The following is a 24,059-nucleotide window of genomic DNA, read 5'->3' on the forward strand; positions in this document are numbered from 1 at the left end:
TGGTCAGATCTCCTCGGCCCGCAGTGCCAGATCCTGGAGGATGTCGGCCGACGAGACGTCGGGGCCGCCGGCGTCGTGCACGCGGGCCAGCGTCACGAAGGCCAGGGTGAACGCCCCGACGAGCTGTTCCACGGCGCCGCCGACCTCCCGGCCGAGCAGGGCGCTGAGTTCCTCGGGGGTCGCGTCGGCCGGTACCTCGACCCGTGGCATCGTCTCGTTGAGCAGTTCGGTTACGACGCCCATCTCGGCGTCCATGTCCTGCTCCTGACCGGTGTCCTCCTCAAGTCGGCGCTGCCAGTCACCGGCCTGCGTCAGGATGCCGATCACGCGCTTCAGGACCTCGCTCTGCTCCATGCCGTGAGCATAGGCGGGCAGGATGGAGCGCGTGGGTAGCAGCGCGAGCCGGAGGAGTGAGAGGTGGACGTGAACGAGCGCGACGCCGAGCCGACGCGGGCCGCGACGCGGACTGCGGCGCGGACCGTGCCGCCCGTCCCGGTGCTGGTGCCGGTGCCGGTGCCGGTCCCGACGTCGACCGGGCGCGGGTACTCGCCTTCGGGCTGAGCCGGCACGGCCTGACCGGGCCCGGCCGGCGCCTGCGGCGTGCGGAACACCCCGCCCGGCACCGCCGCCGACCGGAGAGCGGTGGAGGACGAGGCGCACGCGCCGGCGGCCGTGGCCTTCGAATAGGGTTCTCGGATGACATCGGCACCACACACATTCACGGATGCCCTCGACGTGTTCGAGTCCGCCGTCCGCGATCGGGACGGCGAGCGTTTCGACCGCGCCCTCCCGCTTCTCCAGCAGGCTTTCCAGCAGGCGGGTCCGGACGAACTCGATCGGGGAGCGCCCCGGTTGGCCACGCTGCTGGAGCAGGTCCCGCCGGGGCCTCGGACGGTGACGGCGATGCTGGTCGGCGCCTGCGTCGAGCGCGGCGCCGACCCCGTGCCGTGCGTGCCGGGTCTCTTCGCGGCGGTACGGGTGGCCTTCACCGCCGCCCTCGAATTCACCGAGCGGTGGTCGGCCACCGGCGGTGGCGAACTGCCCGATCCGGGCCGGGTCCAGCTGGACGACCAGGTGGTCGAGCGCGTCGGTGTCGAGGCCGCGCTCGGCTGGTGGACGCTGCCCGAGTGGCGGATGGCGTCGCTCGCGCTGCTCAGCAGCAAGGCCGTACGGCAGCGGATCGCCTCGGACGGGGGCGAGTTGAGGTCTCTCGTGGAGCGGGTCCAGTCGGCGGCGGGCGACACGGGCGAGGACTTCAAGGGCCTTGTGTACGCGCTCCGCGTGCTCGACGACGAGCCGCTGGTCGTCCTGCACCGTGCGACGCGCACCGCCTACCTGATGCGGATGACCGGCATCGGTGACAACTTCCAGCTCCACACGCTGGTCGCCGGGGCGCTCATCGGAGGGCTGCACGTGCCGGGCGAGAGCCCCACCGCCGAGGCGATAGCCGTGTGCCGCGAGACGGAGGGCCAGGTGCTCACCGTCGGCTCGTACAACCTTCTCGCCCCTGACGGCAGTTGGATCTGGAACGAGGGGACGCCGTCCGACATCCCCGTGGTGGACGGCGCGCGGCTGCTGGTCCTCGACCCGCCGCCGTACGAACGGAGTTGGCCCGCCGGCCGGTACTTCCCCCACATGAGCGGCAATCTGGTGCTTGAGCGCGTCCTGGGGCCGGACGAGGCGGAGGGCTGGTACGCGCGGGTCGCCGATCCGAAGTAGCCCACCGGCCGAAGTGGCTTGCCCAAGAAGGCTCTTGCCTTCGAGTGCGCTCCAGCGTCTACCGTTCCGCCATGCAGACAACGACGTTGGGACGTGGCGGGCCCGAGATCGGTCCGCTGGGCTTCGGTTGCTGGGCCATCGGAGGCGAGTGGCAGGATCTTGACGGCAATCCGCTCGGCTGGGGAAAGGTGGACGACGACGAGTCCGTCGCCGCGATCAGACGGGCGCTCGAACTCGGCGTGAACTTCTTCGACACGGCGGACGTGTACGGCGCCGGGCACAGCGAACGGGTACTCGGCCGGGCCGTCGCCGGACGGCGGGACGAAGTGGTCATCGCCACCAAGTGGGGCAACTCCTTCGACGAGACGACCCGCACGTCCACCGGCGCCGTCCTCACCCCGGCCCACGCGCGGCAGGCGCTGACCGCGTCACTGCGCCGGCTCGGCACGGACCACATCGACCTGTACCAGTTGCACACCGGCGACGCCCCGCTCGCCGTGGGCGCCGAACTCCGCGATCTGTGCGAGGAGTTCGTGGCCGAGGGGCTGATCCGCGCGTACGGCTGGAGCACCGACGACCCGGCGCGGGCGGCCGTCTTCGCCGAAGGACCGCACTGCGTGGCCGTGCAGCACCAGTGCAACGTGTTCGAGGACGCCCCCGCGATGCTCGACCTGTGCGCGCGGCGCGGGCTCCTCAGCATCAACCGGGGACCGCTCGCGATGGGGCTGCTGACCGACAAGACCGGTGCGGGCAGCCGGGGCGCCAAGGGTGACATCAGGGCGGTGCCGCCGTCGTGGCTGCGGTGGTTCGGGGAGGGCGGCGGGGCGCTGCCCGAGTGGGTGGCGCGGGTCGACGCCGTCCGGTCCGTCCTCACCAGCGACGGACGCACCCTCGCGCAGGGCGCGCTCGCGTGGCTGTGGGCGCGCAGCGAACTGACCGTGCCGATTCCGGGTTTCCGGTCGGTCGCGCAGGCCGAGGAGAACGCGGGCGCGCGGGAGTTCGGCCCGCTGAGCGCCGCGCAACTCCTGGAGATATCAGAGCTGTTGGCGCCGGAAGGACCCTAGGGCGGGTTTCGAAAGTCCCGCCTGGCCGACGACGCCTGGCACGCGCACTCGCCGCGTTGTCGGAATCATCCAAGTACGTCCAGTACGAGAGCGATCCTCCGCCTTGCGATCGCACGCACCAGACGCCGTCGGCCCCGCCCTTCGGGCGGACGGCGCTACTTTCGCAACACGCCCTAGGTCCTGTCCTCACGCGCCGGACGGGCTTGGTGTTCTGTCCTCACGCGCCGGACGGGCTGCGAAGCCGGGATGGGCGCGCCCGTGCCCGACACTCGTACTCGCGCGTCGCCCGCGCGCAGTTCCACCGTCAGGACGGCCGGGCGGCCCATGTCCGCGCCCTGGTGGAGGGTGAGCACCGATGTCTCGGGGACGAGGGCCAGTTCCCGCGCGTACGCCCCGAACGCCGCCGCCGCCGCGCCCGTCGCCGGGTCCTCGACCACCCCGCCCACCGGGAACGGGTCGCGTACGTGGAAGACGTCCGCCGACTCGCGCCACACCAGTTGGACCGTGGTCAGGTCCAGCCGGTGCATCAGCGCTTCGAGGCGGGCGAAGTCGTACGACAGGTCCGCCAGCCGGGCGCGGGTCGACGCGCCGACGACCAGGTGGCGGGCGCCGCCGTACGCGATGCGCGACGGCAGCGCGGGGTCGAGATCGCCGGCCGGCCAGCCGAGCGCGGCCAGCGCCTCGGTGAGGTCGGCGGCGGCGACGTCCTCGACGTACGGCTCGACGCTGGTGAGGGTGGCCCGCGGCGAACCGCCGTCCCCGCCGGCGGTGACCGTCACCGGCACGGTCCCGGCGCGTGTGGCGAAGACCAGGTCGCCCGCGCCGATCCGGTCGGCCAGTGCGATCGCGGTGGCGACGGTGGCGTGCCCGCAGAACGGGACTTCGGCCTTCGGGCTGAAGTACCTGACGGTGAAGGCCCGCCCCGGCGCACCGACGCCGTCCGGGGCCGCCGTCAGGAAGGCGGATTCGCTGTACCCGAGGTCGGCGGCGATCGCGAGCATCGCGTCGTCCGTGAGCCCCGCGGCGTCGAGCACGACGCCGGCCGGGTTGCCGCCGGCGGGGTCGGCCGAGAAGGCGGTGTAACGCAGGACTTCGCCGGTCGGTGTGGGTTCGCTCATGCGCGTGCCAACGACAGGGGGCGGGGAGTCATTCCCCCGGCCGGCCGGGGAGGGCCCATCCGGTCTACCCCCGCCCGACGAACGGCATCGTCGTCGCCAGCACCGTCGCGAACTGGATGTTCGCCTCCAGTGGCAGTTCCGCCATGTGCAGCACCGTCGTCGCCACGTCCGCCGCGTCCATGACCGGCTCCACCGCCAGTTCGCGGTTCGCCTGCGGGACGCCCGCCCGCATGCGCTGCGTCATGTCCGTCGCCGCGTTGCCGATGTCGATCTGGCCGCAGGCGATGCGGTACGGACGCCCGTCCAGGGACAGCGACTTGGTGAGGCCCGTGAGGGCGTGCTTGGTCGCCGTGTACGCCACCGAGTCCGGGCGTGGCGCGTGCGCCGAGACCGAGCCGTTGTTGATGATCCGCCCGCCCTGCGGGTCCTGGTCCTTCATCAGCCGGTACGCCGCCTGCGCGCAGAGGAACGAGCCCGTCAGGTTGGTGTCGACGACCTTGCGCCAGGCCGAGTAGGGCAGTTCCTCCAGCGGTACGCCGCCGGGGCCGAACGTGCCCGCGTTGTTGAACAGGAAGTCGATCCGGCCGTACCGCTCGCGCACCGTCGCGAAGAGCGCGTCCACGTCCTCCGGCCGCGCCACGTCCGTCGGCACGCACACGGTCTCCGGCCCCGCGTCCGCCGCCAGCGCCGCCGTCTGGGCCAGCCGCTCCGCCTTCCGTCCCGCGAGCACCACCGACCAGCCCGCCCCGGCCAGGGCGAGCGAGACGCCCCGTCCGATGCCCGAACCCGCTCCGGTCACCACAGCGATCTTCCGCACAGCTTTCATGGCCCCGCAGCGTACGGGACGCGACCGGGCTCATCGGGCCGGTGGCGTACGACGAGCGCACGGGGAACTCATCAGGCGGACATCCCAATGTTGTGTACCCGACAACGATCGGACGCCGTGTCCGGCTGCACTCGCTCTGACAACAGCCGTCAGGGGAGGGGCACTTCAGATGACACCCGCACGCACCGGTACGCCCGCCAGTACGTCCGCCCGCCAGGCCGTCGCCGCGCACCCGCCCGAGCTGAGGGCCGCCGCCGCCCACCTCGGCCGGCGCCGGTTCCTCACCGTCACCGGCGCCGCCGCCGCGCTCGCCTTCGCCGTCAACCTGCCCACGGCCGGCGCCGCGAGCGCCGCCGAGCTGGACGCCGCACGGATCAAGAGCGACCCGTTCACGCTGGGCGTTGCCTCGGGCGACCCGCAGCCCGCCTCCGTACTCCTGTGGACCCGCCTGGCGACCAGCCCGTACCAGCCCGGCGGCGGCCTGCCCGGCAACAGGGTCTCCGTACGCTGGGAGGTCGCCCACGACCAGCGGTTCACCCGGATCGTCAGACGCGGAACCGCCACCGCCCACCCCGAGTTCGGCCACAGCGTGCGCGTCGAGGTCCCCGGCCTCGACGCGGACCGCTTCTACTTCTACCGCTTCCGGGCCGGCACCTGGATCAGCCCCGTCGGCCGCACCCGCACCGCCCCCGCGCGCTCCGCGGACATCACCGAGCTGCGGCTCGGCGCCGTCTCCTGCCAGGCCTACCACGACGGGTACTTCACCGCCTACCGGCATCTGGCCGCCGAAGACCTCGACGTCGTCGTGCATCTCGGTGACTACCTCTACGAGTACGCCGTGACGGCCGCGGGCGGCGCACGCGACTACACCGACCGGCGGCTGCCCGCGCACTACAACCGCGAGACGGTCACGCTGGAGGACTACCGGCTGCGCTACGGCCTCTACAAGTCCGACCCGGACCTGATGGCCGCACACGCCGCGCACCCCTTCGTCGTCACCTGGGACGACCACGAGACCGAGAACAACTACGCGGGCGAGACACCCGAGAACGACGTACCGCCGGAGGAGTTCCTGCTTCGCAGGGCCGCCGCCTACCGCGCGTACTGGGAGAACCAGCCCCTGCGCACCCCGCAGCGGCCGGACGGACCCGACATGCGGCTCTATCGGAGGCTGCACTTCGGGCGCCTCGCCCAGTTCGACATCCTCGACACCCGCCAGTACCGCTCCAACCAGGCGTACGGGGACGGCTGGCAGGTCCCGGGACCGGAGTCCGAGGACCCCGCGCGCACCATGACCGGTCAGACGCAGGAGCGGTGGCTGCTGAACGGCTGGAAGCAGTCCCGCGCGACCTGGAACGTGGTGCCGCAGCAGGTGACGTTCGCCCGGCGCCGCGACGTACCGAGGGACGACTTCAAGTACTCCATGGACTCCTGGGACGGCTATCCCGCCTCCCGGCAGCGGATCCTCGACGGCGCGGCCGGCGCCGGCGTCGACAACCTGATGGTGCTCACCGGTGACGTGCACGTCGGCTACGGCTTCGACCTCAAGGCCGACTTCGACAACCCCGGCTCCCGCACCGTCGGCACTGAGATCGTCGCCACCTCCGTCAGCAGCGGCAAGGACGGCGCCGAGAAGCCGGCCAACTGGGACAACCTCACCACCGCCAACCCGCACATGAAGTTCTACAACGGGCGGCGCGGCTATGTGACGGTCACGTACGGCAGGAGCCAGGCGCGCGCCGACTTCCGTACGGTGTCCGCCGTCACGACGCCCGGCGCCCCCGTCACGACCGCCGGATCCTTCGTGACGGAGGCGGGCGCGCCCGGCCTCAAGCCTGCCTGACGGCAGGTGAGTTGACGCTCCGTCAGGAGATCTCGTCCGCCGGGTAGCGGACGCCGACGCGGTCACGTACCGCGTCGAGCGTCCGCATCACCGCCAGACTGCCGTCCAGCGGCACCAGCGGCGACTGGGTCTCCCCGGCCCGCAGGCACCGCATCACCTCGGCCGCCTCGTGCTGCAGCCCCTCCAACGAGCTCTGAACGGTGTGCTGTTCGGGATCCCGACCGTCCCGGTGCAGCACAAAGCCGGCCGGTGCGAAGAAGCCGCTCGGCAGCTCGATCCGGCCCGCCGTGCCGGTCACGGTCGCCGTCGACGGCGTCCCGGCCGTCACGGAACAGCTGAGCAGCGCCGTCGCCCCCCGGTCCCAGCCGAGCAGCATCCCCGTGTTGAGATCCACGCCTTCGGGCGACAGGAGCGCGTCGGCCTGTACGCGGTCGGGCTCGCCCAGGATCAGCTGCGCGAACGACACCGGGTAGACCCCCAGATCCAGCAGCGCGCCGCCGCCGAGCGCGGGATCGCGCAGCCGGTGCTCCGGACCGAACGGCCCCTGGATCCCGAAGTCCGCCTGGATCGTGCGGACTTCGCCGATCGCACCGTCCGCGATCAGCTCCGTCATCCGGCGGACGACCGGGCTGGTGTACATCCACATGGCCTCCATCAGGAAGAGACCCCGCTCGCCCGCGAGCGCCACCAGCTCCCGCGCCTCGCGCGAGTTGAGCGTGAACGCCTTCTCGCACAGCACCGCCTTTCCCGCTTCGAGGGCGAGCCCCGCGGCGGCGCGGTGCGCGGAGTGCGGCGTCGCCACGTACACCACGTCGACGTCCGGGTCGGCGACGAGCCCGGCCCAGTCGCCGTACGCCCGCGGGATGTCGAACCGGTCGGCGAACGCCTTCGCCGACGCCTCACTCCGCGAGGCCACGGCGACGACCTCGGCGCCCGGCAGACGCCGCACGTCCCCGGTGAACGTCGCCGCGATACCGCCCGTCGCCAGCACACCCCACCGCACCGGGCCGGTGCCGGACGCGGCGCCCCTGTCGTGTTCCGTCGTCATATATGTCCCCTGCACAGAAAAGGTCACGACCAATCGGCCGGAACTGAGAGCATAGGGAGGGTTTCAACTACATGGAGATGCGAATGCCGGACGGCGGCCAGACCATACGCGCACGAAAAGGACATATACCCACCGCTTCCACCCCGACCAAGACCGACACCGCCGTCGGCATCCCGGCCGCGCGCCGCGCGGGCATCGTCGTCACGCTCGTCCTCGGCGGGCTCACCGCCCTGCCGCCGCTGTCGATGGACATGTACCTCCCGGCCTTGCCCGCAGTCACCCGCGCCCTCGGCTCGTCGGCCGCGACCGCGCAGCTCACCCTCACCGCCTGTCTGACCGGCATGGCCCTCGGCCAGCTCGTCGTGGGGCCCATGAGCGACCGGTGGGGACGCCGGAAGCCGCTGCTGCTCGGCATGGTCGTCTACGTCTTCGCCACCGCGATCTGCGCCTTCGCCCCCACCGTCGAACTGCTCATCGGCTTCCGCCTCCTCCAGGGACTGGCGGGCGCGGCGGGCATCGTGATCGCCCGCGCCGTGGTGCGTGATCTCTACGACGGCATCGAGATGGCCCGCTTCTTCTCCACCCTGATGCTGATCTCCGGCGTCGCGCCGGTCATCGCCCCGGTGATCGGCGGCCAGGTGCTCCAGTTCACCGACTGGCGCGGCATCTTCGTCGTCCTGACGGGCGTCGGTATCGCGCTGACCCTCGTCGTCGTGAAGTGGCTGCACGAGACGCTGCCGAGTGAGAAGCGGCACAGCGGCGGCGTCGGCGAAGCGCTCGGCACGATGCGCGGGCTGCTCGCCGACCGGGTCTTCACCGGCTACATGCTGGCGGGCGGGCTCGCCTTCGCGGCCCTGTTCGCGTACATCGCGGCCTCGCCGTTCGTGGTCCAGGAGATCTACGACGCCTCACCGCAGATGTACAGCCTGCTCTTCGGCGTCAACTCCATCGGCCTGATCATCGTCGGCCAGATCAACGGCCGGCTGCTCGTCGGCCGGGTCAGCATGGACAAGGTGCTGGCCTTCGGCCTGGTCGTCATCACGCTCGCCGGGGTGGCGCTGCTCCTGATGACGAGCGGGGTGTTCGGCGACATCGGCCTCTTCCCCGTCGCGGCCGGGCTGTTCGTCCTGATGTCGGCGATGGGGCTCGCGATGCCCAACACCAACGCCCTGGCGCTGATGCGGACCCCGCACGCAGCCGGGTCGGCGTCGGCCCTCATCGGTACGGCGTCGTTCCTGATCGGCGCCGTCGCTTCGCCGCTCGTCGGGATCGCGGGCGAGGCGACGGCGGTGCCGATGGCCGTCGTGCAGGTGGCCTGCGGAGCCGGGTCGCTGGTCTGCTTCCTGGCGCTGTGCCGCCCCTGGCAGGCGCAGCACCGGGCGGCGACGACTGAACTGACCGGTCCCTGAGCGGGCTTCGGGGCCGGGGCCGGGGGACGGCTTCGGGGACGGCTTCGAGGGCGGAATCGGGGGCGGGTCCGGAAACGGCCTTCGGCCGGCCGGTGAACCGTCAGCTCTCGCCGCGCCGCGCGTAGGCGATCAGCCGCAAGCGGTCCTTGCCGTCCGTCCAGCGGAACAGCCCCATCCCGTTCGCGTCACCGGCCGGCAGCCGCACATTGAGGGCCAGCGGCTCGGGCTCACCCGTGGCGAGATTCACCTGTACGGGGTTGCCGCCGCCGGACAGGGCGTCCGCCACCGTACGGGCGCTCGTCGCCCCGTACGCCACGCCCGTGTCCGCCACCGACGTCAGCGTCAGCGGCTTCGTGCCGTCCGTCTCCTCGAAGCAGAACGCCGTCTTCTCGTCCAGGTCGAAGGCGAGCCTGCCCGCGACGAGATAGCGGCCGTCGGGGGAGGACAGCAGCTGCGGCTCGGCGCCGGAGTCGATCGCGGGCTTACGGCACCGCACCTGCGCCACGGCCTTGCCGGTGTCCAGGGCGTGCACCGCCCACAGCTCGTGCGTGGCGGCGTCCTTCGCGCCCTTCTTCTTCTGCCACTTGGCCAGCACATGGCCGGACGACACGGACGCCGGCACCCCGGATTTGGGCTCGGTGCCCTTCGGCGCGACCTTCCGGCTGAACCAGCCGCCCCGTACCCAGAACTCCTTCGCCCCGCTCACCAGCAGACCGCTCGCGGTCACCCCGCGCACCTCGGTCAGCTTCTTGCAGTTCGGGCAGCCCTTCGGGTAACCGAGCGAGCCGGGCGCCGTCTTGGACACCTCGCCTGTCGACGGGTCCACGACCGCGCTGACGGCCTTGCCGTCGCTGATCAGAATGCCGGGGCCGGTACCGGTGACGGTCGGCGCGTCCCCCCAGGGCACCTCGACCCGCCGCTGCTCGCCGGTGGCCGCGTCGTACACGTCGAGGGAGACCAGGGAGTCGGCCGACGCCAGCGCGTACTCGCCGAGCCGGCCGTAGGACCACGTCACGAAGTACTGCTTGTCGCCCTTGGTCACCGAGAGCAGCCGGGGATAGCGGTCCACCGGCGCCAGGGGCCGCCACGCCTCGCCCGACCAGCCGGCCTTCCCGGTCTCGGCGTTGCGGGTGCGCAGCTGGTAGCGGCTCTCGTCGATCCGGGCCAGATACGCCACGAGACCGGTCGCGGACGCGACCGCGTACTGCGGCGACACATCCGTGATCTCCCAGCCGTGCCGGGTGTTGTAGCCGGCGGGCACGTTCAGCTGGGTCTTGGGACCGGTGGCGGCCACCGGCTTCCCGGGCTTGGCGTCGTCCTTGGTCCCGCCGCAACTGGCGAGGATGAGCAGCATCGCCAGGATCAGTACCCCGGCGATCAGTGAGAGGCGAACGATCTTCTGCCGCTTGGTCATCAAGGACATCGGTGTCAGACCGCGAGCCCGGTAAAACGACAACTTGGTCCCCCCGCGAGCACGGTGTGGCGATGGAGCGGCAACGGCCGTCAGCGTAGCAACTGGGCCGGTGCTCCCCGCGGTTCGGTTCAGTCCCGATTCCGTCCCCGTTACGTCCCCACGGAGTCTCGGACGGGCGTGTTCCGGCCACTTCCCGGGCGCATAGAATTTCGGCGGTGAACGCATCCCTCCCCACCGCCGAAGCCCTGCGCGCCGCCCTCGCCGGGCTGCTCGACGGACTGCCGCCGAGCCAGGCCACCCGTGCCGTCGAGCGGCTGATCACCAACTACCGGGGAGCCACCCCGACCGGCACACCGCTGCTGCGCGACCGCTCCGACGTCGCCGCCTACGCCGCCTACCGGATGCCCGCCACGTTCGAGGCCGTACGGTCCGCGCTCGACGCGCTCGCCGTGGCCGCGCCCGGGTGGGCGCCGGGCAGCCACCTGGACGTGGGCGGGGGTACGGGGGCGGCGGTCTGGGCGGCCGAGGCGACCTGGCCGGATGACGGCGGGGCGGGGGCAAGGGCCGGGGGGCGTAACACCACCGTGCTCGACTGGGCGGAACCCGCGCTCGCGCTCGGCCGCGAACTGGCCGCCGAGTCGGGGGTGCCCGCGCTGGCGGACGTCGAGTGGCGCCGTACGAGGATCGGTACGGGGCTGAAGCTCCCCGACTGCGACCTGGTCACCGTCAGCTACGTCCTCAACGAGCTGACCGACGGCGACCGCGGCGCCCTCGTCGCCGAGGCGGCGCGCGCCGGACAGGCGGTCGTGATCGTGGAGCCCGGGACGCCCGACGGCTATCAGCGCGTCATCGAGGCCCGTGACGTGCTGATCGGGGCGGGCCTGCGGGTCGCGGCACCCTGCCCGCACAGCGGCGCCTGTCCCATCGAACCCGGCACGGACTGGTGCCACTTCGCGGCCCGCGTCAGCCGGTCGTCGCTGCACCGGCAGGTGAAGGGGGGCTCGCTGGCGTACGAGGACGAGAAGTTCAGCTACGTGGCGGCCGTGCGCTTCGACGCGGAGCCGGTACGGGCGCGGGTGACCCGCAAGCCGCAGACCCGCAAGGGGCAGATGCTGCTCGACCTCTGTACGGAGACGGAGGGGCTGCGACGCGAGACGGTGAGCAAGCGGCACGGGCCGCTCTACCGCTGCGCGCGAGACGCGTCGTGGGGCGACGCCTGGCCGCCCCACGACGCGCGGGATCACCCGCCGGAGTCACGCTGAGACCGGGATCACGCTGAGAGCAGCAACTCCCTTCGTACGTCCAGCTCTTGCTCCTGTCGCAGCTCCTGCGTGCAGCACTTCACGCTGCCGCCGCCCTTGAGCAGTTCGCCCAGGTCCATGGCGACCGGCTCGTAACCGCGGTCCCTGAGCGGCGCGAAGAGCCCGGCCGCCGCCTGCGGCAGCAGCACATGGCGGCCGTCGCTCACGGCGTTGAGCCCGAGCGCCGCCGCGTCCGGCTCCTCGGCGACGAGCGCGTCCGGGAAGAGCCGGGCGAGTACGGCCCGGCTGCCGGGCGAGAACGCGCCGGGGTAGTACATGACTTCGTCGGCCGCGTCGTCCAGGACACACAGCGCCGTGTCCAGGTGGTAGTAGCGCGGGTCGACGAGATCGAGGCCGATCACCGGCCGGCCGAAGAACTCCTGTGCCTCGTCGTGCGAGAGCGGGCTGGACCGGAAGCCCCGCCCGGCCAGGATGTACGAGGCGGTGACGGCGAAGTCGCCCTCGCCCTCGTTGATGTGCGCCGGCTCACGGATGTCGGTGAAGCCGCGCGCCCGGAACCAGGCGAGATGCGCCTGCGCCTCCCGGGTGCGCTCGGGGTGCGCGAACCGCGCGCCGAGCACGCGGCCGTCGATGACCGTGGCGCCGTTGGCGGCGAACACCATGTCGGGCAGGTCGGGTTGGGGTTCGAGCAGGGAGACGGTGTGACCGAGAGCGCGGTAGCGGTCGCGGAGCACCTCCCACTGCGCGAGAGCCAGCGGCAGGTCCACCGGTTTCGACGGATCCATCCACGGGTTGATCGAGTACGTCACTCTGAAATGCGCCGGTGGGCACATCAGATAGCGGCGGGGCGAGGCGTCACGAGGCAACTAGGGCTCCTCACGAACGATGGGTCGCACAAGGTGTGTGCGTTGAGCCCATGGTCCGCCGCGCGGGCCGTTCGCGCAGTGATCCGATCGGGTGGTTCACGCAACGGCAACGGACGGACCGCGCCGGGTGATCGGGTCGTTGGCCATCGGGTCGTTGGTGATCGGGTCGTTGGTTAAGGAAGCGCTTGACTGTGAAAGCGTGCCGTCTCATAGTTAAGGGTATGCTTAACTATTGCGGATCGCAGGACCGGCGCCCGCGGCCTTCCCCCTCGAAGTGGCGGGTGCTGGTGTTGCTGGGCACGGCGTTCTTCATGACCATCCTGGACGGGACCAGCCTGCTTACCGCCCTGCCGGCCATCGAGCGGGAGTTCCGGGCGCACGGCGCCGCCGTCCAGTGGGCGGTCACGGCCTACGCGCTGGCCTTCGCCGGCCTGCTGCTGTTGTGCGGCCGCGCCGCGGATCTGCTCGGCCGCCGCAAGGTCTTCCTGGCCGGAATGTCGCTGCGCGTGCTGGCCTCCTTGGGATGCGGGTTCGCCCCGACGGTCGAAGTGCTGGTCGCGGCCCGCGCTCTGCAGGGTGTGTCGGCCGCCGTCATCGCCCCCGCGGCCTTGTCCATGGTGATGAACGCCTTCGCCGAAGGCGGTGAGCGGAACAGGGCACTGGGAATCTGGGGCGGGATCGGAGGATTCGGTGCCACCGCCGGGCTGCTGCTGGGCGGCCTGATCACCGACACGCTCGGCTGGCAGTGGGTCTTCTGGATCAACGTCCCGGTCGGGGTGGTGGTGTTGACGCTCGCGCCGGTGATGCTGATCGAGAGCCGCGACCGGGTGCGTGTCCGCTCCTTCGACCTGGCCGGAGCGCTGACGGTCACTTCGGCTCTTGTGCTGTTCGTCTACGCCATCACCGGCGTCCCAGGCGTCGGCTGGTCCGGCCGGCAGGTCCTCGGGCCGCTGGCGGGTGCGATGGCGCTGACCGGCCTGTTCGTCGTGATCGAACGGCGGTCCAAGGCGCCGCTGGTGCCGTTCGGGGTCCTGCGGTCGCGTTCCCTGATCGGCGGCGGTCTCCTGCTCCTCGTCACGGGCGTGGCGGTCGACGGCATGCTCATCGTCCTCACCGTCCACGCGCAGTCGGTGCTCGGCTGGTCGCCCGTGCGGTTCGGCCTCACGGCCGGGGTGATGACCGTGGCGGCCGTCGTCGGCGCTCTGGTCTGCCAGCGGGTGGTGACCAGGACCGGCGTGCGTCCGGTCGCGGTCGTCGGCACCGCCCTGCTCGGCGGAGCCTGCCTGCTGCTCAACCGGGTGGTGTCCGAGCACAGTTCACCGGAACCGCTGATGCTCGCCCTGCTGGTCTTCGGGGCGGGCATGGGCACCGCCACCGTATGTGCCCAGATCGCGGCGTTCACCGGTGTCGCCGAACAGCACTCCGGTCTGGCCGCCGGACTCGCCGACACCTGCTTCGCCATCGGCACCGCACTCGGCGTAGCCATCGCCGGCAGCGTCGTCGCCGCGCACGCACCCACACCCGGGACCGCCTCCCCGCAGACGCTCGTTCCCGCCCATCAGGCCGCGTTCGGCGTGGTCGGCCTCGTCGCGGCACTGGGCCTGGTCATCGCTCTGGCCATGCTCGGCAGGCGATCGGCGCAGGGCGAGACGTAGCGTCTCGCCGCACTGCTAGGCTGGCGTGATGGCTGAGAGCAAGGCACCGGACTCCACCCGCCGCAGTGAGAAGTCACGCCGCGCGATCTACGCCGCCGCCCTGTCGCTCGTCGGCGAGGCCGGCTACGCGAAGACGACGATCGAGGGCATCGCGGCCCGCGCGGGCGTCGGCAAGCAGACGATCTACCGCTGGTGGCCGTCGAAGGCCGCCGTACTCCTCGAAGCCTTCCTCGACCTGGCCGAACAGGCCGCCGAAGCGGCCGACGGCGACTACGAGATCCCCGACACCGGCGATCTGGCGGCGGACCTCAAAGGGGTGCTGCGCGCCACGGTCGACGAGCTGAACGATCAGGGATTCGAGGCCCCGCTCCGCGCGCTCGCCGCCGAGGGCATCGTGGACGCGAGGATCGGCGCCCAGTACGTGGAGAAACTACTGGAGCCGCAGGCGGCGCTCTACGTACGAAGGCTGCGGGCCGCCCAGGAGTCGGGCGCCGTACGGGACGACATCGATCCGCGCACCGCGATGGAGCTGCTGACCGGCCCCCTCGTGCATCGCTGGCTGCTGCGCACGCTGCCGCTCACGCACGCCTACGCGGACGCGCTGGTCGACTACGCGCTGAACGGGCTGGCCCCCCGGCACTGAGTGCCGTACCGGCGCCCGGAGCCGGCCCGGACTTGGACCGGACTTGGACCGGACCTGATTCGGATGCGGTGAATGTGTCGAACACCACCGGTTCCCATCGCCCACATCGGGGGGCGATTTCCCGCTATAGCGCGTGATGGCGCCCGGTGACAGGCATCCGCCTCCCCACCCCGGTTGAGGAGTGCGGCCCCCCGAAGCGCAGGATGGTGCGAACATGGAAGAGTCCGAGAGGACCGATGCATGAGGTGAGGGGATAGATGGGCGACGATTTCGGCCGCTACCGCGGCACTGAGGGCAGGGTTTCCCAGTGGCTGCGCCGACTCGCCGGGAAGCAGGACGACGGCCGGGCGTCCGCCACGGACGCCGATGCACGCGAGGCGCTGCTTCTGGCCGTGGCCGCCGCCGGTATGCCCGTCTCGCCCGCCGCACATCCCATCGGCTACCGATGTTCGTGCGAACGCATCGGCTGCCCCACCCCCGCCAGGCATCCCGTCTCCTTCGCCTGGCAGACGCAGTCCACGACCGACGAGGCGCAGATCCAGCGCTGGGCCAGGAACCAGCCGGAGGCCAACTTCATCACGGCCACCGGCATGGTGCACGACGTCCTCGACGTACCGCTGGAGGCGGGCAGCAGGGCGCTGGAGCGGCTGCTCGGCGCGGGTATCGACGTCGGTCCGGTGGCGGACTCCGGCGGCGACCGGATGCTCTTCTTCACCGCCACCCGCGGCACGCCCGAGGACGAGGACGAGTGGTGGCCCTGTGAACTGGACTGCCACCCCGAGACGATGGACGAGCATCCGGGCTTCCGCTGGCACTGCCGGGGCAGTTATGTCCTCGTACCGCCGGCCAGGCTGCCCGGCGACCTGTCGATGACCTGGCTGCGCGGCCCCGAGCATCCACTGCCCGACCCGCTGACGCTGCTGGAGTCACTGACGGACGCGTGCGCGCGGTACGCGGGCGAGAACCACGAGCTGGACCCGCACCCGGTGGCCTGGCCGCTCGGCCGCTGACCACCGGCGCGCGATGCCCGTGTCCCCTGCGAGGGGTGTCAGGAGCCTTCGGCCCCGGTCACCCCTTGCAGTCTGCTCACCACGTTCACCCGGTCCCCTTCTGCACCGCCCGGCTCCACCAGCGCCGCCTGGCTCGACACCCACTCCTTGGTGAGGGTGTCCTTCACCTCGCCGGTCATCAGCGCCTTCACGTCGGGGGACACCTTCGGGCTGTAGCCCGGCGCCGCCGTCTGCCGGTCGAAGTACTTGATCGCGAAGAAGACCAGCGCGCCGCCGTCCTTCGTGGCGAGGCCGAGCGGCGCGAAGTCCCCGCTCTTCAGGGGCTGATCGATGTACTGGATGGTGAGACCGGGCAGTTTGGCGTTCTTCTCCCGGATGTCCCGCCACGCGTCCGTGTGCGGTCCCGGCGCGAAGTGGTCCGGCTCGCCGCTCTTCAGATACGAGGCGTACTCGGCGCTCAGATCGCCGGGGGCCACCGCGGGCACCCCGCTGTCCGCCGCCACCGGTTCGACGTAACCGTCCTTGTCGGTCTTGAACTCCGGGACCTCGTCCGGCGTGAGGATCGCGAGGTAGGCGACCTCCCACAACTGGTCGGCACCGTTGCGCACGAAGACCAGGACCCAGCGGTTGTCGCCGGGGCCGTCGTCCTTGTCGCGGTTGCTGTCGGTGTCGGCGACGAACCAGCGGGGCCAGCCGGCCTTCTTGGGGATGAGGTACTTCGCGTCGGTCAACTCCAGCGGCTGGTGCCGGTTGTTGCCCCCCGGCGTCGTGATGCTTCTCGCCTTGAGCCCGGCCTGGTTGATCGCGCCGAGCGCACCGGTGACCCGCCCGGCGTCCAGCCCCGGGTCGTACGCCTTGTCCGCCTTGTTGTACGCCTCGGTGAAATCCGCGAGCGCCTGGGCCGCTTCGGACTTCTTCGCGCCCGGAAGCACCGCCAGTTCCCCGTGGACCGTCATACACCCACTCGCGACCAGCGACATCACCGTCACCATCGCCAGCCCCGCCGCTGCCCGAATCGGCCTTCTCATCGGTCGCCTTCTGCTCCGTTACCCCCGCTGACCGTCCGAACCCTACCGGTCCGCCTGGGAATCACCAGCGGGGTCCCGGTGCGCGGGTGCGCGAAGACCTCGACGGGCTGCCGGTAGACACGGCTGAGGAGTTGGTCGCCGAACACGTCGGCCGGCGGACCGTCCGCCACGATCCGGCCCTCGTGCAGGACGGCGGCCCGGTCGGCGTGCGCGGCGGCCAGCCCGAGATCGTGCAGGACGACCACGACGGCGTCACCGGCCGCAGCGCGGGCCCGGCAGATACGCAGCACCAACTCCTGGTGCCGCAGGTCGAGTGCGGCGGTCGGCTCGTCGAGGAGGAGCAGCGGGGCGCGCTGGGCGAGGACCCGGGCGAGCGCGACGCGGGCGCGCTCGCCGCCGGAGAGCGCGGAGAACGGGCGGCGCGCGAATTCGCCGACCTCGGTCGCCGCCATCGCCTCGGCCACGGCCGCCTCGTCGTCGTCCTCCGCCGCCGTGCCCGCCCAGGGCGCGCGGCCCATCCGGACGACCTCCGCCACCGGGAACGGGAAGGAGAGCGTGGCGGCCTGTGGCAACACGGCCCGGCGCAGGGCGAGTTCGGGCGCCGACCAGTCGTGGGCGGGCCGGTCGCCGATCCGTACCCCGCCGCTGTCGGCACCCTGGTCGGTGGCGAGCGCGGACAGGAGCGTCGACTTGCCCGCCCCGTTGGGTCCGACGAGCGCCAGTACCTCACCGGCGCGTACGACGAGGTCGACACCGCCGTCGGCGTCACCGAGGATGTCGCGCTGGCCGAGCCGTACCCGCAGGCCACGCGCCTCGGCGACGACGTCTCCGTGGGCGACGGGCGCGGGTAGCTCCCGGCTCCGTCCGGTGAACGGGTTCCGTGCGGCGAACGGGTTCCGTGCGGTGAGCAGGTTCCGTACCAGCAGACTCCGCAACGCGATACCGGCCTTCATGCCCAACCCCCTTGCCTGCGCCGCGTCCTGCGCAGCAACCAGAAGAAGAACGGACTGCCGAAGAGCGCCGTCAGGACGCCGAGCGGCAGTTCGGCCGGGGCCGCGACCGTACGCGCCGCGAGGTCGCCCGCGACCAGGACCAGCGCGCCGCCGAGCGCGCTGCCCGGCACCAGGAAGCGGTGGCCGGGGCCGTTTGCCATCCGCAGCAGGTGCGGGACGAGCAGCCCGACGAAAGTGATGATCCCCGCGACCGCCACGGCGGCGGCCGTGAGCAGCGCGACGACCAGGACGAGCAGGACACGGAGCCGTTCGACATCCACGCCCAGATGCCTGGCCGGCCGCTCGCCCAGCGCGAGGAGGTCCAACTTCCGCGCGTAGAAGGGCGCGACGGCCAGACCGAGGAGTGCGCACGGCAGCACGGCGAGCACCTTGGGCCAGGTCGCCTGCGCGAGCGAGCCGAGCTGCCAGAAGGTGATCTGGGTGATCTGCGCGTTGTCGGCGAAGAAGATGGACAGCCCGATGAGCGCACCCGCGAAGGCGTTCACCGCGATGCCGGTGAGGATGAGCGTGACCACCTCCGTACGGCCGCCGGAGCGGGACATCGCGTACACCAGCAGCACCGTCAGGAGCCCGGAGACGAACGCGCAGACGGTGACCGTCCAGTTGCCGAAGAAGCTCAGGCCGAGCGCGATCGACGCGACGGCGCCGACCGCCGCGCCCGCCGAGATGCCGATGACTCCGGGTTCGGCGAGCGGATTGCCGAACACGCCCTGCATCAGGGCGCCCGCGCAGCCCAGCGAGGCGCCGACGAGCAGCGCGAGGACGACGCGCGGCAGCCGGACGTTCCACAGGACGCTCTCGGGGACCCGTTCGAGCGCGGCGCCGCCGAGGCCGATCCGGTGCCGGACGGAGGACAGGACGTCGCCGAGTGGGATGTCGTACGCGCCGAGCCCGGCGGAGAGCAGGCAGAGCAGGAGCAGTACGCCCAGCAGCCCGGCGGTCAACAGCCAGGTGGTGCCGCGCCGTTGGGGTTCCTTGGGGGCGGCTTCGGACGGCGGTCGGTCCGGCGGCGTGGTTGTCACGGTGGGTGGTGCGGTCGTCGTCATCTCACTCGCCGTCCGGGTAGAGCTGCTCGACCAGGGACGCGAGCACCTGGTCCGTACGGGGCCCGTAGTTGAGCAGCACGCCGTCGTCGACGGAGATGAATCTGCGGTCGAGACCGGCCGGGGTCTCGGCGACGCCGGGGATCTTCACCAGACCCTCGGGGCCGCCCACCGAGTCGAGTCCCTTGCTCATCAGGAGGATCGCGTCGGGCGCGGCCTTCGCCAGCGCCTCGCTGGTGATCGCGGTGAAGTCCTTGGCGAGTCCGGACTCCTTGCCCGCGTCGACGGCACCGGCCGCCTCCAGCAGTGAACTCACCCCGGAATCACGGCCGCCGAGCAGATAGACGGACGCCGTGCCGCGCAGATAGAGGAAGGCGACGCGTGGCTTCCCGCCGTCCCCGCTCCCCCTTTCGGGTGCCGGGATTTGTTTCTGTACGGCGGCGATCCGCCCGGCCGTACGCGCGCTCAGCTCGTCGCCCGCCGCGTCGACGCCCAGCGCCCGCGCCACCGTCTCGATGCGTGTACCGACGGCGTCCAGGCTCTTGGCGGGCTCGATGACGAGCAGCGGGATCCCGGCGTCCCGAATCTGGTCGACGGCCTCCGCCGGTCCGGTGGTGGTCTCGGCGATGACGAGCGTGGGTCGCAGGGACAGCACGCTCTCGGCCGAGACGTCGTGCGCGCGGGTCACCACGGGCAGCTTCTCGGCCTGTTCGAACGTGGCGGTGATGTCGCGGGCCACGACCCGCTCGCCGAGGCCGAGGGTGAAGACGATCTCGTTGAGCGATCCGGTCAGGGGCACGAGCCGGTCGGCCGAGGTGACGGTGACCTTCGTGCCGTCCGCGGAGTCCACGGTGACCGGGAGCTTCGGCTCGGGGACGGTGGCCAGCGGCTCGACGCGGTCGGCGGTGGCCGTGGTCCGGGCGCCCTTGGCGGCGCCGCTTTCCCCGCCGTCGCCGCTGCTCCCGCTTCCGCTTCCGCCGCAGCCGGTGGCGGCCAGGGCGAGGGTGAGCACCGCGATGAGTGCGCCCACCGGGCGTTGAGTGCGCACGGAGTGCACCGTCCCGTCGTCTGTGGAGTCCCGGGTGGATTCCGGTTGAGCGGTCCGGACGGAAGGGTTCCGGCCGGACTGGAGATAGCTTAGGTTAGCCTTACCTTGCTTACCAGGTCCGGGGTGGGTCTCAACCGGGCTTTCTTCGGCGTGCCCGTGGCCGCCGACGTCTCCAACGTGGGAGTGATTCTCTGATGCTGTCGTCAAGACCGGTGCGCGCTCTCGCCGTCGCGCTCCTCGCCGCGCTCCTCGGGGCACTGCTCCCGGCGGCCACGGCCCAGGCGGCGAACCGCACCGTGCAGGGCGGCCGGCTCGACTGGGGGATCAAGAGCTCCTTCCAGAGCTATGTCACCGGCCCGGTGGCGGGCGGCAGTTGGAGCCTGAGCGGGGGCGCGGCGACCGTGGGCGACAGCCTGTTCCGGTTCCACTCCGCCTCGGGGACGTACGACCCCGACAGTGGTGCGCTGCGCGCCGGATTCAGCGGCGGCGTCCGCTTCGTCGGCCACACCAAGGCCGACGGATCGTCCGAACTGGACCTCACCATCAGCCGTCCCACGGTCCGTATCTCCGGCGGCGCGGGCACCCTGCACGCCGACATGACCAGCAAGGCCAAGGGCAGCGGCAAGGTCACCAACTCCGCGCAGGTCCCGCTCGCCACCCTCGATCTCGGCGGGATCGACATGAGGGGCGGCGGCAGCCCGGTCGCCCTCAGCAACGTTCCCGCGACGCTCACCGCACAGGGCGCCACCGCCTTCGCCGGGTACTACACGGCGGGCACGCCGCTCGACCCGGTCAGCCTCTCCGTGGACGTGGCCGCCGCGAAGAACACCGCGAGGCAGCCGGGCGGCAAGGCGGGGGACGACAAGGGCAAGGGCGCGGACAAGGCCAGGAGCAAGCAGGCCAAGGGCGCCATCCAGGACGCGGCCGTCGACTGGGGCGTACGCCGTACCTTCCGTGAGTACGTCACCGGCACCATCGCCAAGGGCAAGTGGACGCTCGACGGCGGAGCGCAGGACGGCGGCGCGCTCTTCCGCTTCCCGAAGGGCGAGGGCACGTACGACGCGAAGAAGCGGACGCTCGACGCCGACTTCGCGGGCAGGGTCCACTTCACCGGAACCCAACTCGACCTGACGCTCAGCGAGATCAGCGTCCGGGTGAAGGGCGGCAAGGGCACCCTGGCCGCCGATGTCACGAGCGAGGGGCAGGCGCCGCGCAAGGCCGTCGCCCTGGTCACCTTCGCCGCCGGGGACCTCACCCCGAAGAACGGTCTCGCCGCACTCACCGAGGCCCCCGCCACGCTCACCGAAGGCGGCGCCAAGGCCTTCGGCTCCATGTACAGGGCGGGCACGGTGATGGATCCCGTCTCGCTCGCCGTCGCCGTCGACAAGAAGGCGGAGCTGCCCGCGCTGCCCGACCTGGGCAGCGACGCCAAGGCGCCCGCCGAGCCGAAGTCCGACGCGTCCGGCGGGTCCACCAAGCCGGCGGGGGCGGACGATGCCGCGTCCGCCTCCGCCTCCTCTTCCTCCAACGCCCTTACGTACGTGGGCATCGGCACCGCTCTGGTGCTGGCCGCCGCCCTCGCGGTGTACCTCGGCGCCCGGCGCCGTAACTCCTGACTTTCCTTCCCCGCCCCACCCCTCACTCCCTTTCGCGCACTCCCACCCATCGAGGAGACCCCGAACATGCCAACCACCCGCCGCCCCCTGGCCCTTGCCGCAGCGGTCGCCACCGTCGTGGCCATCGGCGCGACCGCGCTCGCCGTACCCGGCGCCCTCGCCGCGCCCGCTGCCCCCGCCGCTCCTCCCGCGCCGCAGCTCGAACTCAAGGACGGCACCCTGGAGTGGGGCTTCAAGGAGTCCTTCCGCAAGTACCTGCTCTCGCCCATAGCCAGTGGCAAGATCACGGCCGCCGACGGTGCCACCCAGGCCACCGGCAACGGCGTGTTCACCTTCACGGACGGCACGGGCACCTACGACACCGGCACGCACGCCACCGCCACCACCTTCAAGGGAAGCGTTCACTTCGAGGGTCACCACGGCGTTCTCGACGTCAAGTTGAGCGATGTGCAGGTCAACACCGGCCGAACGGAAGGGGAGATCACCGCCGACGTCACCAGCGTGACCGAGGGCAAGACCGAGACCCGCGACGACGTCCCGATCGCCGCTCTCGATCTGACGGCGGTCAAGCCGGGCCAGGGCGAGAACGGCGCGCTGGTCTTCAAGGACATCCCCGCCAAGCTGACGGCCGAGGGCTCCGACGCGTTCGCGGGCTTCTACGCGGCGGGCGCCGAACTCGACCCGGCGACGCTCTCCGTGACGGCGGGCAAGGCCCCCACCGATGAACCGACGGACGAGCCGACCGACGAGCCCACGGACGAGCCGACCGATGAACCGACCGATGAACCGACGGACGAGCCCACGACCGAGCCCACGACCGAGCCCACCGACGAGCCGACGAACCCGGCCGTCGTGGACGGCCCGATCGTCGACGGCAACCTCGACTGGGGCGTGAAGAAGAAGTTCCGTTCGTATGTGACGGGCCCCATCGCCAAGGGCAAGGTCGAACTCGCGGACGGCGCGACCCGGTCGGGCGAGGCGTACCGCTTCCCCAAGGCCACCGGCTCCTTCGACGCGGACGCGCAGACCCTGTCCGCCGAGTTCGGCGGCTCGGTCCGCTTCCTGGGCCACGAGGACGCCGGCACGTACGTGCTCGACCTCAAGCTCAGCGGTCTGGAGGCCGAGGTCGACAACGGCAAGGGCACCCTCGTCGCGGACGTCAGCACCAAGGACCGGACGACGCACAAGGTCTCCACCTTCAAGGACCTGACCATCGCCACGCTCGATCTGCCGACCGGTGAGCTGAAGGCCAAGGACGGCGTCGTCACGCTGAACGCCGTGCCCGCCACGCTCACCGCGGACGGCTCGAAGGCCTTCGGCGGCATGTACCAGGAGGGCGAGACGCTCGACGCCCTGACCACGGCCGTCTCCCTGACGAAGGACGCCCAGCTTCCGGACGGTTCGGGCGGTACGGGCGGTTCGGGCGGCGGCTCCGGCACCACGGGTGGTACGGCCGGCGCGGCGGGCGGCGGCTCGGTCGGCGGCTCCGCGGGCGGCACCGGAAACCTCGCGAGCACCGGAGCGGACGTCCCGGCCGGCGCGCTCATCGGCGCCGCGGGCGCGCTCGCTGTCGCGGGCGGCGCGGCGGTCTTCGTCGCCCGGCGCCGTAACACGGCCAACGGTCAGGTCTGACCGGTGAATTGAGCCGCCGGGCACCGACACGGGGCAGGGCCGTACCGCACGGAAATCGCGGTACGGCCCCGCGCTGTCAGGTACACCACGTACGTGATGCTTCAATGCCTGGATGACTGACATCGGCAGCGGCGACGTGGAAGTGCTGCGCGTCTTCTGCGCGGGCGACGGCCGGCACGGCAACGCGCTCGGAGTCGTACGGGACGGCCGCGACTACCCCGACCAGGCGTCCCGGCAGGCGCTGGCGGCCGAACTCGGCTTCAGCGAGACCGTGTTCGTCGACGACCCCGAGCGCGGCCACGTGGACATCTACACCCCGGGCCTGCGGCTGCTGTTCGCCGGATACCCGCTCGTCGGGGCCGCCTGGCTGCTCGACCTGGAGGTGATCAACCCGCCCGTCGGCGAGGTGTGGGTGCGCCAGGACGGCGAGTTCACCTGGATCACGGCACGCCCCGAATGGTCCCCGCCGCGCATCCTGCGCCGGTACGAGACCGTCGCCGAGGTCGACGCGCTCCCCGCCCCGCCGCCCGGCGAGGGCTGGCTCTACGCGTGGGCCTGGCAGGACGAGTCGGCCGGCCGGGTCAGGGCGCGGGGCTTCCCGCGCCGCGACGACGGCATCATGGAGGACGAGGCGACGGGCGCGGCGGCCCTGCTCCTCACCGCCGAACTGGGCCGCGCGCTGAACATCACACAGGGCCGGGGGTCGCAGATCCTCACTGCCCCCGGCCCTGACGGCTCGATCGAGATCGGCGGACGCGTCCGCCTGCTGCTCCCGCGCTGACCTCGGCCACGCGCTGACCTC

Annotated in this window: 22 protein-coding genes; 12 read left to right on the plus strand and 10 right to left on the minus strand. The window is 71.8% G+C overall.

Annotated features, from left to right (window positions below):
* Window positions 1-3: 3 nt before the first annotated feature.
* Window positions 4-354, minus strand: a complete 351-nt coding sequence (locus OG700_RS29020) for a hypothetical protein (RefSeq protein ID WP_405618642.1) — start codon at window positions 352-354, stop codon at window positions 4-6.
* A 63-nt stretch (window positions 355-417) separates the two neighbouring features.
* Between OG700_RS29020 and OG700_RS29025 the strand changes: the two genes are divergently transcribed.
* The 3 genes from OG700_RS29025 (at window position 418) to OG700_RS29035 (ending at window position 2,783) form a co-directional block, all read left to right on the plus strand.
* Window positions 418-561: a hypothetical protein gene (locus OG700_RS29025; RefSeq protein WP_405618644.1), complete on the plus strand. Its 144-nt coding sequence runs from the start codon at window positions 418-420 to the stop codon at window positions 559-561.
* 135 nt (window positions 562-696) lie between these two features.
* A complete protein-coding gene (locus OG700_RS29030) occupies window positions 697-1,719 on the plus strand; it encodes a hypothetical protein (RefSeq protein WP_405618646.1) in 1,023 nt (340 codons plus the stop codon).
* Window positions 1,720-1,790: 71 nt separating this feature from the next.
* A complete protein-coding gene (locus OG700_RS29035; RefSeq protein WP_405618649.1) occupies window positions 1,791-2,783 on the plus strand; it encodes an aldo/keto reductase in 993 nt (330 codons plus the stop codon).
* A gap of 173 nt (window positions 2,784-2,956) precedes the next feature.
* Here OG700_RS29035 and OG700_RS29040 read toward each other — a convergent pair whose 3' ends face one another.
* Window positions 2,957-3,901 (minus strand): PhzF family phenazine biosynthesis protein, encoded by a 945-nt coding sequence (locus tag OG700_RS29040; protein WP_405618652.1) that lies wholly within the window; start codon window positions 3,899-3,901, stop codon window positions 2,957-2,959.
* Window positions 3,902-3,965: 64 nt separating this feature from the next.
* Window positions 3,966-4,727, minus strand: a complete 762-nt coding sequence (locus tag OG700_RS29045) for an SDR family oxidoreductase (protein ID WP_405618654.1) — start codon at window positions 4,725-4,727, stop codon at window positions 3,966-3,968.
* A 169-nt stretch (window positions 4,728-4,896) separates the two neighbouring features.
* On the opposite strand from OG700_RS29045, the gene OG700_RS29050 reads away from it, so the two are divergent.
* On the plus strand, window positions 4,897-6,570 hold the full coding sequence (locus OG700_RS29050; protein WP_405618656.1) for an alkaline phosphatase D family protein: 1,674 nt from the start codon (window positions 4,897-4,899) through the stop codon (window positions 6,568-6,570).
* Window positions 6,571-6,592: 22 nt separating this feature from the next.
* Here the strand turns inward: OG700_RS29050 and OG700_RS29055 are convergent, their stop codons facing one another.
* Entirely contained in the window at window positions 6,593-7,618 is a 1,026-nt protein-coding gene (locus OG700_RS29055; RefSeq protein ID WP_405618658.1) for a Gfo/Idh/MocA family protein, read from the minus strand.
* Window positions 7,619-7,701: 83 nt separating this feature from the next.
* On the opposite strand from OG700_RS29055, the gene OG700_RS29060 reads away from it, so the two are divergent.
* On the plus strand, window positions 7,702-9,027 hold the full coding sequence (locus tag OG700_RS29060) for a Bcr/CflA family multidrug efflux MFS transporter (protein ID WP_405622054.1): 1,326 nt from the start codon (window positions 7,702-7,704) through the stop codon (window positions 9,025-9,027).
* Between the two features lie 100 nt (window positions 9,028-9,127).
* On the opposite strand, the gene OG700_RS29065 is transcribed toward OG700_RS29060, so the two are convergent.
* Window positions 9,128-10,441, minus strand: coding sequence for a hypothetical protein (locus OG700_RS29065; RefSeq protein WP_405618660.1), 1,314 nt, complete (start codon window positions 10,439-10,441; stop codon window positions 9,128-9,130).
* A gap of 215 nt (window positions 10,442-10,656) precedes the next feature.
* Between OG700_RS29065 and OG700_RS29070 the strand changes: the two genes are divergently transcribed.
* Window positions 10,657-11,703, plus strand: a complete 1,047-nt coding sequence (locus OG700_RS29070) for a small ribosomal subunit Rsm22 family protein (protein WP_405618662.1) — start codon at window positions 10,657-10,659, stop codon at window positions 11,701-11,703.
* Between the two features lie 8 nt (window positions 11,704-11,711).
* Here OG700_RS29070 and ddaH read toward each other — a convergent pair whose 3' ends face one another.
* Complete coding sequence (gene ddaH / locus OG700_RS29075; RefSeq protein WP_405618664.1) at window positions 11,712-12,569, minus strand: dimethylargininase; 858 nt, start codon at window positions 12,567-12,569, stop codon at window positions 11,712-11,714.
* 221 nt (window positions 12,570-12,790) lie between these two features.
* On the opposite strand from ddaH, the gene OG700_RS29080 reads away from it, so the two are divergent.
* The 3 genes from OG700_RS29080 (at window position 12,791) to OG700_RS29090 (ending at window position 15,877) form a co-directional block, all read left to right on the plus strand.
* Window positions 12,791-14,224, plus strand: a complete 1,434-nt coding sequence (locus tag OG700_RS29080; RefSeq protein ID WP_405618667.1) for an MFS transporter — start codon at window positions 12,791-12,793, stop codon at window positions 14,222-14,224.
* Between the two features lie 28 nt (window positions 14,225-14,252).
* Window positions 14,253-14,867, plus strand: a complete 615-nt coding sequence (locus OG700_RS29085; protein WP_405618669.1) for a TetR/AcrR family transcriptional regulator — start codon at window positions 14,253-14,255, stop codon at window positions 14,865-14,867.
* A 257-nt stretch (window positions 14,868-15,124) separates the two neighbouring features.
* Window positions 15,125-15,877 carry a bifunctional DNA primase/polymerase gene (locus OG700_RS29090; RefSeq protein WP_405618672.1) on the plus strand — a complete coding sequence of 251 codons (753 nt, stop codon included), beginning with the start codon at window positions 15,125-15,127 and terminating at the stop codon, window positions 15,875-15,877.
* A 38-nt stretch (window positions 15,878-15,915) separates the two neighbouring features.
* Here the strand turns inward: OG700_RS29090 and OG700_RS29095 are convergent, their stop codons facing one another.
* From OG700_RS29095 to OG700_RS29110, 4 genes are read right to left on the minus strand one after another with little or no spacing between them, the layout of a single operon-like run.
* Window positions 15,916-16,905 (minus strand): hypothetical protein, encoded by a 990-nt coding sequence (locus OG700_RS29095; RefSeq protein ID WP_405618674.1) that lies wholly within the window; start codon window positions 16,903-16,905, stop codon window positions 15,916-15,918.
* Window positions 16,902-17,858, minus strand: a complete 957-nt coding sequence (locus OG700_RS29100) for a heme ABC transporter ATP-binding protein (protein WP_405618676.1) — start codon at window positions 17,856-17,858, stop codon at window positions 16,902-16,904. The genes OG700_RS29095 and OG700_RS29100 overlap by 4 nt, the downstream gene beginning before the upstream one ends.
* Window positions 17,855-18,964 (minus strand): FecCD family ABC transporter permease, encoded by a 1,110-nt coding sequence (locus OG700_RS29105; protein WP_405618678.1) that lies wholly within the window; start codon window positions 18,962-18,964, stop codon window positions 17,855-17,857. The genes OG700_RS29100 and OG700_RS29105 overlap by 4 nt, the downstream gene beginning before the upstream one ends.
* 1 nt (window position 18,965) lies before the next feature.
* A complete protein-coding gene (locus tag OG700_RS29110) occupies window positions 18,966-20,009 on the minus strand; it encodes a hemin ABC transporter substrate-binding protein (protein ID WP_405618680.1) in 1,044 nt (347 codons plus the stop codon).
* A 194-nt stretch (window positions 20,010-20,203) separates the two neighbouring features.
* Between OG700_RS29110 and OG700_RS29115 the strand changes: the two genes are divergently transcribed.
* From OG700_RS29115 to OG700_RS29125, 3 genes are all read left to right on the plus strand, one after another.
* A complete protein-coding gene (locus tag OG700_RS29115) occupies window positions 20,204-21,625 on the plus strand; it encodes an HtaA domain-containing protein (RefSeq protein ID WP_405618682.1) in 1,422 nt (473 codons plus the stop codon).
* A 66-nt stretch (window positions 21,626-21,691) separates the two neighbouring features.
* The gene (locus tag OG700_RS29120; RefSeq protein ID WP_405618685.1) at window positions 21,692-23,257 is read left to right on the plus strand and encodes an HtaA domain-containing protein; all 1,566 of its coding nucleotides are present in this window, start codon (window positions 21,692-21,694) and stop codon (window positions 23,255-23,257) included.
* 112 nt (window positions 23,258-23,369) lie between these two features.
* Window positions 23,370-24,038, plus strand: a complete 669-nt coding sequence (locus OG700_RS29125; RefSeq protein ID WP_405618688.1) for a PhzF family phenazine biosynthesis protein — start codon at window positions 23,370-23,372, stop codon at window positions 24,036-24,038.
* Window positions 24,039-24,059 lie beyond the last annotated feature (21 nt).

Origin of the sequence: Streptomyces sp. NBC_01508 (genome assembly GCF_045040315.1) — a bacterium.
Taxonomy (GTDB): domain Bacteria; phylum Actinomycetota; class Actinomycetes; order Streptomycetales; family Streptomycetaceae; genus Streptomyces.

Coding starts and splice junctions, on each gene's coding strand:
- OG700_RS29100 (WP_405618676.1), bottom strand. CDS start 17,858: ATGAAGGCCGGTATCGCGTTGCGGAGTCTGCTGGTACGGAACCTGCTC.
- OG700_RS29120 (WP_405618685.1), top strand. CDS start 21,692: ATGCCAACCACCCGCCGCCCCCTGGCCCTTGCCGCAGCGGTCGCCACC.
- OG700_RS29080 (WP_405618667.1), top strand. CDS start 12,791: ATGCTTAACTATTGCGGATCGCAGGACCGGCGCCCGCGGCCTTCCCCC.
- OG700_RS29060 (WP_405622054.1), top strand. CDS start 7,702: ATGCCGGACGGCGGCCAGACCATACGCGCACGAAAAGGACATATACCC.
- OG700_RS29090 (WP_405618672.1), top strand. CDS start 15,125: ATGGGCGACGATTTCGGCCGCTACCGCGGCACTGAGGGCAGGGTTTCC.
- OG700_RS29085 (WP_405618669.1), top strand. CDS start 14,253: ATGGCTGAGAGCAAGGCACCGGACTCCACCCGCCGCAGTGAGAAGTCA.
- OG700_RS29020 (WP_405618642.1), bottom strand. CDS start 354: ATGGAGCAGAGCGAGGTCCTGAAGCGCGTGATCGGCATCCTGACGCAG.
- OG700_RS29055 (WP_405618658.1), bottom strand. CDS start 7,618: ATGACGACGGAACACGACAGGGGCGCCGCGTCCGGCACCGGCCCGGTG.
- OG700_RS29050 (WP_405618656.1), top strand. CDS start 4,897: ATGACACCCGCACGCACCGGTACGCCCGCCAGTACGTCCGCCCGCCAG.
- OG700_RS29030 (WP_405618646.1), top strand. CDS start 697: ATGACATCGGCACCACACACATTCACGGATGCCCTCGACGTGTTCGAG.
- OG700_RS29035 (WP_405618649.1), top strand. CDS start 1,791: ATGCAGACAACGACGTTGGGACGTGGCGGGCCCGAGATCGGTCCGCTG.
- OG700_RS29125 (WP_405618688.1), top strand. CDS start 23,370: ATGACTGACATCGGCAGCGGCGACGTGGAAGTGCTGCGCGTCTTCTGC.
- OG700_RS29115 (WP_405618682.1), top strand. CDS start 20,204: ATGCTGTCGTCAAGACCGGTGCGCGCTCTCGCCGTCGCGCTCCTCGCC.
- OG700_RS29045 (WP_405618654.1), bottom strand. CDS start 4,727: ATGAAAGCTGTGCGGAAGATCGCTGTGGTGACCGGAGCGGGTTCGGGC.
- OG700_RS29105 (WP_405618678.1), bottom strand. CDS start 18,964: ATGACGACGACCGCACCACCCACCGTGACAACCACGCCGCCGGACCGA.
- OG700_RS29040 (WP_405618652.1), bottom strand. CDS start 3,901: ATGAGCGAACCCACACCGACCGGCGAAGTCCTGCGTTACACCGCCTTC.
- OG700_RS29095 (WP_405618674.1), bottom strand. CDS start 16,905: ATGAGAAGGCCGATTCGGGCAGCGGCGGGGCTGGCGATGGTGACGGTG.
- OG700_RS29065 (WP_405618660.1), bottom strand. CDS start 10,441: ATGACCAAGCGGCAGAAGATCGTTCGCCTCTCACTGATCGCCGGGGTA.